Source organism: Variovorax sp. P4_D9 (genome assembly GCF_056401695.1).
In genome coordinates, this window is sequence record NZ_JBFUIU010000282.1 from 1 (window position 1) to 10,815 (window position 10,815).

Genomic DNA, 10,815 nt, shown 5'->3' on the forward strand with positions numbered 1-10,815 from the left:
GTGCTGATGACGGTCGACATCGGCAACCTGGTCGACCTGGTCGACGGCGGCGTCACCCAGCCGGTGAAGTCGGCCGCGCTCGACGCGGCGATCCCTTCCAACCTGCGCGGCACCGACGGCCAGTGGTTCGCGTTGTCGATGCGGGCCCGCGTGCTGTATGCCGACAAGAAGCTGCCGCTGAGTTCGTTCCGCTACGAAGACCTCGCCAATCCGAAATACAAGGGCAAGGTCTGCATCCGCTCGGGCCAGCACCCCTACAACGTGGCCCTGGTGTCGGCGCTGATCGCCCACGAGGGCGAGGCCAAGGCCGAGCAGTGGCTGCGCGGGGTCAAGGCCAACCTCGGGCGCAAGGCCACCGGCGGCGACCGCGACGTGGCGCGCGACATCCTCGGCGGCATCTGCGACATCGGCCTGGCCAATTCCTACTATGTCGGCCAGTTGAAGGGCGCCAAGGAAGGCACCGACGCACGCAAGTGGGGCGATGCCATCAAGGTGCTCAAGCCGACATTCGCGCAGGGCGGCGGCACGCACGTCAACATCAGCGGCGCCGCGGTGGCGAAGAACGCACCGCAGCGCGCCAACGCGGTCAAGCTGCTCGAGTTCCTGGTGTCGGCACCGGCGCAGGTGCTCTACGCCGAAGCCAACTACGAGTTCCCGATTCGCAAGGGCGTTGCGCTCGACCCGATCATCGCCAGCAGCATCGGCGAGCTCCAGGTCGATCCGCTGCCGATCGCCGAGCTCGCCAGGTACCGCAAGCAGGCCAGCGCGCTGGTGGACAAGGTCGCGTTCGACCAGTGATGCGCCTGCGGTCCGTCGGCCCGGTCTGGCGGACCGCTTCGGTGTCGATTGCACTGGGCGTGCTGGCGCCGGTGCTGAGCCTGTTGTGGCTCGCCTTCGGTTCGGGCATGGGCCACTGGGCCCACCTGGCCCGCCATGTGCTGCCGCAGGCCGCGCTCGACACCGCCGTGCTGCTGGCCGGCGTCGGGCTGCTGGTGCTGGTGGTCGGCACCGGCTGCGCCTGGCTGGTCAGCAGCTGCGACTTCCCGGGCCGCGGCGTGCTGCACTGGGCCCTGCTGCTGCCGCTGGCGATGCCGACCTACATCGTGGCCTTCGCCTACCTCGACCTGCTGCATCCGCTGGGTCCGGTCCAGGGCGCACTGCGCTGGCTGCTGGGCTTCGACAGCCCGCGCCAGTTTCGCCTGCCCGACCTGCGCTCCATGCCCGGCGCCATCTTCGTGCTCGGCTTCGTGCTCTACCCTTACGTCTACATGACCGCACGCGCCATGTTCATGACCCAGCCCGCCCACCTGCTGGAGGCCGCCCGATCGCTCGGCGAGAGCCGCACGGGCGCCTTCTTCCGCGTCGCGCTGCCGCTGGCCCGGCCGGCGTTGGCGGTCGGACTGAGCCTGGCGCTGCTCGAGACGCTCAACGACATCGGCGCCTCCGAGTTTCTCGGCATCCAGACGCTCACGGTCGCGGTCTATACCACCTGGATCACCCGCTCGGACCTTGCGGGCGCGGCGCAGATCGCGTCCGCGATGCTGTTCGTGGTCATCGCCCTGGTGCTGCTGGAGCGCCACGGCCGGCGGCACCAGCGCTTCGGCTCTGCGCAGCGCATGCGCGCCATCCAGCCGCGCCGGCTGCATGGCATGGCCGCCTGGCTGGCCACCGGCGCGGCCGCGCTGCCGGTGCTGATCGGCTTTGCCGCGCCGGCGCTGTACCTGGCGTGGGAAACGACGAAGCGGCTGCGACTCGGCGGCGGCATTTCCACCGGATTGGTCTCGAGCCTGGTCAACACCCTCGGCGTGGCCGCCGGCGTGACCGCCGTCGCGGTCGCGGCCGGCCTGGTCGTGGCCTGGGCGGTGCGGTCGCAAGGCTCGACACGCAACCGCGGGCGCTGGACAGGCCGCGTCGCCACGCTGGGCTACGCGGTGCCGGGAACGGTGCTGGCGATCGGGCTGCTGACGCCCGCGCTCGCTGTCGATGCCGCGCTGGCGACGCTGATCGGCCACCCCGGCCTGCCGCTGATGGGCGCCGGCATGGTGCTCGTGGTGGCCTGTGCGATCCGCTTCCTCGCGATGCCCGTCGGCGGCATCGAGGCCGGCCTGGCGCGTATCCCGCCGGCGCTCGAGCAAGCTGCCCGCCTGCTCGGCGAAAGCCCCGGCGGCACGCTGCGCCGCGTCCACCTGCCGCTGCTGCGGCCGGCCATCGCCGCCAGCGCGCTGCTGGTGTTCGTCGACGCCATGAAGGAACTGCCGGCCACGCTGCTGCTGCGGCCGGCAAACTTCGACACGCTCGCCACCTGGCTCTACGCCGAGGCCGCGCGCGGCACCTACGAGGAAGGCGCCATCGCTGCGCTGGCGATCGTGCTTGCGGGACTGTTGCCGGTCGTGCTGCTGGCACGCAACGGGCTTTCGGAGGCCGCAACATGAGTGCATCGCTTTCGATCGAAAAGCTGCGCCTGGGCTACGAAGGCCAACGCGGTCTGCACACGGTGGTCGATGACTTCTCGCTGGCGCTGGACGCCGGCGACATCGGCTGCCTGCTCGGCCCGTCGGGCTGCGGCAAGACCACGGTGCTGCGCGCGATCGCCGGCTTCGAGCCGGTACGCGCGGGCCGCATCCGGCTCGGCGACGTGCTGCTGTCCTCGCCCGACGTCCACTTGCCACCCGAGCGGCGCCGCGTCGGCATGATGTTCCAGGAGTACGCGCTGTTCCCGCACCTGAACGCGGCCCGCAACGTCGCCTTCGGGCTGCGCCATTGGCCGCGTGACGCGCAACGGGAGCGGGTGGCCGCGATGCTCGCGCTGGTCGGCCTGCCGGATGCCGGCGAGCGCCATCCGCACCAGCTCTCGGGCGGCCAGCAGCAGCGCATCGCCCTGGCCCGCGCGCTGGCGCCCGAACCCGCGCTGCTGCTGCTCGACGAGCCGTTCTCGAACCTCGACGGCAGCACCCGCGAGCGCCTGACGGTCGAGGTGCGCGAGATCCTCAAGGCGGCCGGCCAGACCGCCGTGCTGGTGACGCACAACGAGGCTGAAGCGCAGGTCATGGCCGACCGCATCGGCGTGATGCGCGAGGCCCGGCTGACCCTCCGGGGCGCCCCTTTGCACACCTAGAGGACGGCAGTGGCGCGACAATCTCGCCACATCAACCTGACGACCACGATATGCGACTCCTCCACACCATGCTGCGCGTCGGCGACCTGCAGCGCTCGATCGATTTCTACACCCTGGTGCTGGGCATGCAGCTGCTGCGCACCTCGGAGAACCCCGAATACAAGTACAGCCTGGCCTTCGTCGGCTACGAGGGCAATCCGGCCCAGGCCGAGATCGAGCTGACCTACAACTGGGGCACCGAGAGCTACGAGATGGGCACCGCCTACGGCCACATCGCGCTCGGCGTGCCCGACGCCTATGCGGCCTGCGAGAAGATCAAGGCGGCCGGCGGCAACGTGACGCGCGAGGCCGGGCCGGTCAAGGGCGGCACGACGGTGATCGCCTTCGTGACGGATCCGGATGGGTACAAGATCGAGTTGATACAGCGGGCGGAAGGCGGGGCGGGCGGCGGGCTGCGCTGAGGCGGCGCAGCGAATCAGCAGCCCAGCAGATCCGCCAGCGCCCCAATGTCGCGCGCATGCAGCGTGTTCTCGGGCCGCGGCGAGACGTCCTTGGGCCGCGCCGGTCCGAACTCGCGCGACCGCTCGATGTAGCCGGTGCGCAATCCGCAGGCACGCGCTGCGGCCAGGTCGTCGTGGTGCGCCGCCGCCAGCATCACCTGCCCCGGCGTGACGTCGAACACCGCGGCGACGCCGAGGTAGGTGCGCGGATCCGGCTTGTAGGCCTTGAACACCTCGGCCGAAAGCACGCAGTCCCAGGGCAGGCCGGCGCGCTTGGCCATCTCGGTGAGCAGGCCGATGTTGCCGTTGGAGAGCGTGCAAATGGTGTACTTGCGCTTGAGCCGGGCCAGCCCCTCGACCGCATCGGGCCATGCCGGCAGCCGGTGCCAGGCCTTGTTGAGCTCGCGCTTCCTGTCGGCGTCGAGATCGGTGGCGCCGAAATCGCGCAGCACATCGCCGAGGATGCCCATATGCAGTTCGTCGAGCAGCGTAAAGCCGCCCTCGCCTGCCGCCAGGCGCTCCATCACGCCCTTCATCGCGGGCTGGTAGCCGGCGCGCCAGGCCAGTGCAAAAGCGCCGCCATCGACACCGGGCAGCAGCCGCTCGGCCTCGGCGGCGATGCCCGAATACCAGTCGACCACGGTGCCGAAGACGTCGAAGGCGATGACCTTCAGCTCGCTGCCTTCCAGGATCTCTCCCATGCCCGGGCCCTCAGCGCGCCAGTTGGCTGGCCTCGCGCGCCAGCGCCTCGATGCGGCCCCAGTCGCCGGCCGCTATGGCATCGGTCGGCACGATCCACGAGCCGCCGACGCAGGCCACGTTGGAGAGCGCGAGGAACTCGTGCGCATTGCCGGCATGGATGCCGCCGGTGGGGCAGAACTTGACGTCGCCGAAGGGCCCTTGCCAGGCCTTCAGCATCGCCAGGCCGCCGGCCTGCACGGCCGGAAAGAACTTGAGTTCGGTCAGGCCGTCTTCCTGGGCCATCATGATCTCGCTGCCGGTGGCGACGCCGGGCAGCAGCGGCAGACCGAGGTCGTGGCAGGCCTTGCCGACCGCCCGGGTGTAGCCCGGACTGACGCCGAAGCGGGCACCGGCCAGCGCCGAAGCCTGGGCGTCGGCGGCGCTGCGGATGGTGCCGGCGCCGGCCACGGCCTCGGGCACTTCCTTGGAGATCAGCTCGATGCACTCGAGCGCCTCGCGGGTGCGCAGCGTCACCTCGAGCATGCGGATGCCGCCGGCCACCAGCGCGCGCGCCAGCGGCACCGCGTCCTTGACGTCGTGCAGCACGATGACCGGAATCACCGGGGCGTCGCGCATCACGTCGAGCGCGGAAATCGAATCGTTCACAGCCATGTGCAGGCTCCTTCTTCAGCAGTCAATGCATTGCGCCGCATGCCGGCGAACAGGTCGCGGCCCAGGCCGCGACCGTTGGCGGCGCGCGCCTGGTCGGGCATCGTGGCGGTCTCGCGCGCCGCCCATTCGTCCTCGGGCAGCAGCACCGTGAGCGTACCGGCCACGCCGTCGAGGCGGATCAGGTCGCCGTCGCGCACCTTGGCCAGCGGCCCACCGGCGGCGGCTTCGGGCGAGACGTGGATCGYGGCCGGCACCTTGCCCGAAGCGCCGCTCATGCGGCCGTCCGTCACCAGCGCCACCCGGAAGCCTTTGCCCTGCAGCACCGACAGCGGCGGCGTGAGCTTGTGGAGCTCGGGCATGCCGTTGGCCTGCGGGCCCTGCCAGCGCACCACGCAGACCACGTCGCGCTCCAGTTCCCCAGCCGTGAAGGCCTGCTGCAGCGCGGCCTGCGAATCGAAGACCCGCGCCGGCGCCTCGATCACGTGGCGGTCGGCCGGCACCGACGAGATCTTGATAACGCTGCGGCCCAGGTTGCCCTGCAGCAGCTTGAGTCCGCCGGTGGCGCTGAAGGGCGCCGAGACCGGCCGCGCGATCGTGTCGTCCTTCGAAGGCGCCGCGGACTCCCACTTGAGCGGCCGTTCGTCCGCGGGCGCACCCGCCAGCACCGGGATGCCGGCGAATTCGCGGATGCCCCCGGCCCGCACGCTGAGCACGTCGGCATGCATCAGGCCGGCGTCGAGCAGTTCGCCGATCACGAAGCCCGGGCCGCCCGCGGCCTGGAAGCCGTTGACGTCGGCGACGCCGTTGGGATAGACCCGCGTCAGCAGCGGCACCACCTCCGACAACTCGGCGAAATCGTTCCAGTCGATCAGGATGCCGGCGGCCCGCGCGACCGCCACCCAGTGGATCAGGTGATTGGTCGAGCCGCCGGTGGCCAGCAGCGCCGCCATGGCGTTGACGATCACGCGCTCGTCGACCAGTTCTCCGATCGGCGGCACCGCGAAAGCCGAATCGGAGGCCCGGCCCAGCACGGTACGGACCGCCTCGCGCGTGAGCGCCTCGCGCATGGTGTCGCCGGGCTGGATGAAGGCCGAGCCCGGCACGTGCAGACCCATCGCTTCGAGCAGCATCTGGTTGCTGTTGGCCGTGCCGTAGAAGGTGCAGGTGCCCTGCGCGTGGTAGGCCTGCATCTCGGCGTCGAGCAGGCCCTGGCGGCCGACCAGGCCCTGCGCCGCCTGCTCGCGGACCTTGGACTTGGCGGTGTTCGAGAGGCCCGAAGGCATCGGGCCGGCGGGCACGAAGACGGTCGGCAAGTGGCCGAAGTGCAGCGCGCCGATCAGCAGGCCGGGCACGATCTTGTCGCAGACTCCGAGCAGCAGTGCGGCATCGAACATGTCGTGCGTGAGCGCCACCGCGGTGCCCATCGCGATCACGTCGCGGCTGAACAGGCTCAGCTCCATGCCGGGCGTGCCCTGGGTGACGCCGTCGCACATCGCAGGCACGCCGCCGGCCACCTGGGCGGTGGCGCCGAGCCGGCGGGCCTCGTGCTTGACGATGTCGGGGTAGCCCTGGTACGGGGCGTGGGCCGACAGCATGTCGTTGTAGGCGGTGACGATGCCGATGTTGGGTGCGCGTTCGCTCACCACCCGGAACTTGTCGTTGGCCGGGATGCCGGCCACCGCGTGCGCCACGTTGGCGCAGCCCATGCGGTCGGAGCCGCGGTCGCGGCCGCGGATCTCGGCCAGGTCATGCAGGTAGGCGCTGCGCAGCTTCAGGCTGCGCGCGCGGATGCGCTCGGTGACAGCGCGGACGGTGGGATGAGTGGTCATGGGGCTTTGTCGCTCTGCCGGTGAGCCAGCATGGGGCGGCTCGGAGTTGCATGGTAACAAGCCCACATGAAAAAGCCCGGACGGACCGGGCTTTTTCTGAGGGGCACGCTGCGGCTTCAGTCCACCAGCTTGACTTCGACGCGGCGGGCCTCGGCGTTGTTGCCGGTGCCGGTGGTGACGGCCGGTTTCTGCAGCTCGACCTTGTCGGCCGGCACGCCCAGGCCGGTCAGCACGTCGCGCACCATCTCGGCGCGCTTCTTGGCCAGCGCCTCGTTGATCGCCGGGTCGCCGGTGGTGTCGTGGAAGCCCGAGATGACCGCCTTGCGGCCGCTCTCGACGCCCTTGATCACCGCCGCCAGGGCCTCGGCGGCGCCCGGCGCCAGATCGGCGCTGGCAGTTGCGAAATAGAAGTTCACGACTCCGCCGACGACCCGGATGCTGGCGCCGTCGGGAATCACCACCGTCACGGTCTCGGTGACCACCGCCAGCGTGGTCCGCGTGGCCGCGGCCACGGGCGCCGGGCCCTGCGTGTGGCTGCGGGTGTAGAGCACCATCGCGATCACGAACAGGATCACCAGCGCGATCAGGCCGAGCACGAAGGCGAGGATGAAGTTCTGCTGACTCTCGTCGTCACTGGTGGCGGACATGGGCGGGTCTCCGTAGTTGAGGGGTCGGTAAATAATGGTGCGGTGAACCATGACCGCCAAATTGTAGGTGCCGCCGTCCGAGCCCCGGGCGGCGACCCCGGGCCGCCTGGCCTGGACCCCCTGCCGAAGCCCCTGCGCGATCCCCAGCCGATGCTGGAACGCGTGATCGCCGAATGGGGCGGCCACGAGGATCTCTGGCTGTTCGGCTACGGCTCGCTGATCTGGCGGCCCGACTTCGGGTTCATCGAACGGCATCCGGCCCGGGTCCACGGCTGGCACCGCGCGCTGAAGATGTGGAGCCGGGTCAACCGCGGCACGGTCGACAATCCGGGGCTGGTGTTCGGCCTGCTGTCGGGCGGCAGTTGCCGCGGCATGGTCTTCAGGGTGCCGGCCGCCCAGGGGCTGGAGACGCTCGGCCGGCTCTGGCTGCGCGAGATGCCCACCGGCGTCTACGACCCGCGCTGGCTCGAATGCGCGACGCCGCATTCGACCGTTCAGGCGCTGGCCTTCACGCTGTCGCGGCGCAGCCCGAACTTCACCGGTGAACTGAGCGACGAACGCTATGCCCACATCTTCGCCAACGCGGTCGGCCGCTACGGCAGTTCGCTCGACTATGCCCAGCAGACCCTGCTGGAGCTGCGGCGGCACGCGATCCACGACGCCGCGCTGGCGCGGCTGGTCAAGCTGGCCGATTCCCGCCTGTCGGCCCCGACCGACAGCGTCGAGCGGCTCGCTCAGCTATACCCTTCCGGGTCAGCCTCAACCAAAGACACCAAGGAGTAACCGCAACATGCGCCCTCGCCTTATCACCCCCGCCCTCGCCGTTTCGGTGGCCGCCTTGCTCGCCGCCTGCGGCACCCTCGGCCCCAAGGCCGGAGCCACCGCCGAGCTGGCGCCGACCGGCGCGATCTCGCCGAATCCGACCGTTGGCAAAGTGAGCTTCACGGCGATCGAGCACGGCGTGCGGGTCAAGGGCGAGGTGCGCGGATTCGCGCCGGGCACCGAGCACGGTTTCCATATCCATGAAAAGGGCGACTGCGGCGACAACGGCAACGCCTCGGGCGGGCACTTCAACCCGACCGGCGGCACCCATGGCAAGTTCGCCGCCCCGGGCAGCCATGCGGGCGAGCTGCCGAGCCTGGTGGCCGATGCCGCCGGCGTGGCGCGCTTCAGCGTCGAAGTGCACAACATCTCGTTGACCGAGGGCTCCGCCAACAACGTGATCGGCCGGGCGCTGGTGGTGCACCGCGACCGCGACGACTTCACGACCCAGCCCGCCGGCAACTCGGGCCCCCGAATCGCCTGCGGGATAATCGCGCGGAACTAGCCCAGCCGGGCCTTCATCAAGGCCTCGGCGCGCGCGAGTTCTTCTGGGGTGTCGATGTCGGTCACCACACCGATGTCGTCGACCTCGATGTCGGCCACCTGCCCGGCCTCCCTGAGCGCACGCAGCACGGGGGCGGCGCCCTGGTTGCCCGACAGCTGCGACAACGGCTCGAAGCACTGCGGTCCGAAGCCCACCGGATGGCCGCGCTGGCCGCAGTAGTGCGGCTGCGCCGCCAGCACCGGACCCAGCGCACGCGCCACGGCGTTCAGGGTCGCGGGCTGCACCAGCGGCAGGTCGGCCGGCAGGATCAGCCAGCCCGCGGCGCCGGCCGTGGCCCGCACGGCGGCGGCGATCGAGTCACCCATGCCCGGGTGCCCGACGTCCTCCAGGTGCCAGGGCAGGCCGCTCGCGCGCACCGCGGCCAGCGTGTGCTCGAGCACGGTGGCGCCGGCCAGCGGCGCCCTCAGCTTGTGGCCTTCGCCGCCGGCGGCGCGGAAGCGCTCGCCGCGTCCCGAAGCGAGAACAATGACGGTCGGCGGGCGGAATTCGGGCGTGGCGGCGTTCATGGCCGCAGTATGTCCGCTGCGCTTGGGCAACAATCGCGGCATGAGTTCATCCAATGAATCGCTGGCCGCGCTGCGCAAGAGCTACGAGCGCGCCGAGCTCGACGAAACCCACAGCGCCGCCGACCCGCTCGACCAGTTCGAACGCTGGCTCGCCGAGGCGATCGATGCCCAGGTGCCAGAACCCAACGCCATGACCCTGGCCACCGTCGGCGGCGACCTGCGCCCGTCGACGCGCATCGTGCTGATCAAGGGCTACGACGCCCGCGGCATCGTCTGGTACACCAACTACCAGAGCCGCAAGGGCCAGGAGCTGGCCGGCAATCCCTACGCGGCGCTGCAATTCCACTGGGTCGAGCTCGAACGCGTGGTGCGCATCGAGGGCCGGGTCGAGAAGGTCGATGCCGCCGAGAGCGACGCCTACTTCGCGAGCCGCCCGCTCGACTCCCGCATCGGCGCCTGGGCCAGTCCGCAGAGCGAGGTCATCAGCGGACGTGAGGTGCTGGTCAAGAACGCCGCGGTACACGCCGCGAAGCACCTGCTCTCGCCGCCGCGGCCGCCGCATTGGGGCGGCTTCCGGCTGCTGCCCGACCGCTGGGAATTCTGGCAGGGGCGCAAGAGCCGGCTGCACGATCGGCTGCGCTATCGCGCCGAGGGCGGCGCCTGGGTGCGCGAGCGGCTGGCACCCTGACGAGGCCTCACAGGCGGCCCGCGAGCGCCATCACCACCGAGACCGAGGCCAGCGCCATCACCGTCGAGACCACCACGCTGGCGGTGATCAAGCCTTCCGAGGTCCGATAGCGCTGCGCGAACAGGAACACGTTGGCGCCAATCGGCAGCGACGCCGCCACCACCATCACGGTCAGCGGCAACCCGCTCAGGCCGAAGGCCATTCCGAACGCGGCGACCAGCGCCGGATGCACGAGGTTCTTGATCGAGGCATGGACCAGCGCCTGCCGCCAGTGCCGGCCGACCGGCGTCAGCGCCAGCGTGATGCCGACCAGCATCAACGCCACCGGGCTGAAGGCCTGCCCCAGCAGGGCGATCGGCCGCTCGAGGACCGCCGGGATCGCGAGCCCGGTCTGCGCGAACAACAGGCCCAGCAGGATCGGCGCCTGCACCGGATGGATGATCGCGTGGCGCAAGGCGCGCCCGACGGTGCGCGCCATCGGCGGCCGCCCTTCGCCGCCGGATGCCAGGCGCTGCGCGTCCTCGTGCGCCAGCGCGACCTCGAGGAACACGGTGGCGCTGGTCAGCAGCACCAGCGAATGCAGGGAGATCAGCGTCAGCAGCACCACCATGCCCTCGGGCCCATAGGCCAGGCCGACGAGCGCGATGCCGATCATCACGGTGTTGCTGTAGGTGTTGGCCAGCGCCAGCACGACGCCGGTGCGGTGGAAGCCGCGCCACACCAGGGTGGCCGCGAAGATCAAGCCGGCGGCGACGAAATAGGCCGCCACCGGCTTCAGGCTCAGCTGCTC

General features: G+C 70.7%; 13 protein-coding genes. 7 read left to right on the plus strand and 6 right to left on the minus strand.

Translation table 11 applies throughout. From position 1 onward, the window contains the following. From AC1DY5_RS26730 to gloA, 4 genes are all read left to right on the plus strand, one after another. The coding region (locus AC1DY5_RS26730; RefSeq protein ID WP_478116300.1) for an extracellular solute-binding protein at positions 1-798 on the plus strand (798 nt) is incomplete at its 5' end. After that, complete coding sequence (locus AC1DY5_RS26735; RefSeq protein ID WP_478116301.1) at positions 798-2,432, plus strand: ABC transporter permease; 1,635 nt, start codon at positions 798-800, stop codon at positions 2,430-2,432. The genes AC1DY5_RS26730 and AC1DY5_RS26735, both read left to right, overlap by 1 nt. Continuing rightward, positions 2,429-3,115, plus strand: coding sequence for an ABC transporter ATP-binding protein (locus AC1DY5_RS26740; RefSeq protein WP_478116302.1), 687 nt, complete (start codon positions 2,429-2,431; stop codon positions 3,113-3,115). Before AC1DY5_RS26735 ends, AC1DY5_RS26740 begins: the two co-directional genes overlap by 4 nt. 50 nt (positions 3,116-3,165) lie before the next feature. Next, positions 3,166-3,576, plus strand: coding sequence for a lactoylglutathione lyase (gene gloA, locus AC1DY5_RS26745; protein ID WP_478116304.1), 411 nt, complete (start codon positions 3,166-3,168; stop codon positions 3,574-3,576). Positions 3,577-3,590: 14 nt separating this feature from the next. On the opposite strand, the gene AC1DY5_RS26750 is transcribed toward gloA, so the two are convergent. The 4 genes from AC1DY5_RS26750 to AC1DY5_RS26765 form a co-directional block, all read right to left on the minus strand. After that, on the minus strand, positions 3,591-4,316 hold the full coding sequence (locus AC1DY5_RS26750; RefSeq protein ID WP_478116306.1) for a haloacid dehalogenase type II: 726 nt from the start codon (positions 4,314-4,316) through the stop codon (positions 3,591-3,593). A 10-nt stretch (positions 4,317-4,326) separates the two neighbouring features. Next, positions 4,327-4,968, minus strand: a complete 642-nt coding sequence (gene eda, locus AC1DY5_RS26755; protein ID WP_478116307.1) for a bifunctional 4-hydroxy-2-oxoglutarate aldolase/2-dehydro-3-deoxy-phosphogluconate aldolase — start codon at positions 4,966-4,968, stop codon at positions 4,327-4,329. Continuing rightward, a complete protein-coding gene (edd, locus tag AC1DY5_RS26760) occupies positions 4,959-6,797 on the minus strand; it encodes a phosphogluconate dehydratase (RefSeq protein ID WP_478116308.1) in 1,839 nt (612 codons plus the stop codon). The genes eda and edd overlap by 10 nt, the downstream gene beginning before the upstream one ends. Before the next feature lie 116 nt (positions 6,798-6,913). Then, complete coding sequence (locus AC1DY5_RS26765; RefSeq protein WP_478116310.1) at positions 6,914-7,444, minus strand: OmpA family protein; 531 nt, start codon at positions 7,442-7,444, stop codon at positions 6,914-6,916. 150 nt (positions 7,445-7,594) lie between these two features. Here AC1DY5_RS26765 and AC1DY5_RS26770 point away from each other — a divergent pair, with 150 nt between their 5' ends. Together AC1DY5_RS26770 and AC1DY5_RS26775 are read left to right on the plus strand one after the other, a co-directional pair. Then, complete coding sequence (locus AC1DY5_RS26770; protein WP_478116311.1) at positions 7,595-8,227, plus strand: gamma-glutamylcyclotransferase; 633 nt, start codon at positions 7,595-7,597, stop codon at positions 8,225-8,227. A gap of 7 nt (positions 8,228-8,234) precedes the next feature. After that, positions 8,235-8,771: a superoxide dismutase family protein gene (locus AC1DY5_RS26775; protein ID WP_478116313.1), complete on the plus strand. Its 537-nt coding sequence runs from the start codon at positions 8,235-8,237 to the stop codon at positions 8,769-8,771. Here the strand turns inward: AC1DY5_RS26775 and AC1DY5_RS26780 are convergent. Next, positions 8,768-9,337 carry a nucleotidyltransferase family protein gene (locus tag AC1DY5_RS26780; RefSeq protein ID WP_478116315.1) on the minus strand — a complete coding sequence of 190 codons (570 nt, stop codon included), beginning with the start codon at positions 9,335-9,337 and terminating at the stop codon, positions 8,768-8,770. The genes AC1DY5_RS26775 and AC1DY5_RS26780 overlap by 4 nt on opposite strands. A gap of 40 nt (positions 9,338-9,377) precedes the next feature. Here AC1DY5_RS26780 and pdxH point away from each other — a divergent pair, with 40 nt between their 5' ends. Further along, complete coding sequence (gene pdxH, locus AC1DY5_RS26785; protein ID WP_478116317.1) at positions 9,378-10,025, plus strand: pyridoxamine 5'-phosphate oxidase; 648 nt, start codon at positions 9,378-9,380, stop codon at positions 10,023-10,025. A 7-nt stretch (positions 10,026-10,032) separates the two neighbouring features. Here pdxH and AC1DY5_RS26790 read toward each other — a convergent pair. After that, on the minus strand, positions 10,033-10,815 hold a 783-nt coding region (locus AC1DY5_RS26790; protein ID WP_478116319.1), incomplete at its 5' end, for an AEC family transporter.

Excerpts from the sequence above, each read along its gene's own strand:
- AC1DY5_RS26735 (WP_478116301.1), top strand. The coding sequence starts at position 798 with ATGCGCCTGCGGTCCGTCGGCCCGGTCTGGCGGACCGCTTCGGTGTCG.
- AC1DY5_RS26740 (WP_478116302.1), top strand. The coding sequence starts at position 2,429 with ATGAGTGCATCGCTTTCGATCGAAAAGCTGCGCCTGGGCTACGAAGGC.
- gloA (WP_478116304.1), top strand. The coding sequence starts at position 3,166 with ATGCGACTCCTCCACACCATGCTGCGCGTCGGCGACCTGCAGCGCTCG.
- AC1DY5_RS26750 (WP_478116306.1), bottom strand. The coding sequence starts at position 4,316 with ATGGGAGAGATCCTGGAAGGCAGCGAGCTGAAGGTCATCGCCTTCGAC.
- eda (WP_478116307.1), bottom strand. The coding sequence starts at position 4,968 with ATGGCTGTGAACGATTCGATTTCCGCGCTCGACGTGATGCGCGACGCC.
- AC1DY5_RS26765 (WP_478116310.1), bottom strand. The coding sequence starts at position 7,444 with ATGTCCGCCACCAGTGACGACGAGAGTCAGCAGAACTTCATCCTCGCC.
- AC1DY5_RS26770 (WP_478116311.1), top strand. The coding sequence starts at position 7,595 with ATGCTGGAACGCGTGATCGCCGAATGGGGCGGCCACGAGGATCTCTGG.
- AC1DY5_RS26775 (WP_478116313.1), top strand. The coding sequence starts at position 8,235 with ATGCGCCCTCGCCTTATCACCCCCGCCCTCGCCGTTTCGGTGGCCGCC.
- AC1DY5_RS26780 (WP_478116315.1), bottom strand. The coding sequence starts at position 9,337 with ATGAACGCCGCCACGCCCGAATTCCGCCCGCCGACCGTCATTGTTCTC.
- pdxH (WP_478116317.1), top strand. The coding sequence starts at position 9,378 with ATGAGTTCATCCAATGAATCGCTGGCCGCGCTGCGCAAGAGCTACGAG.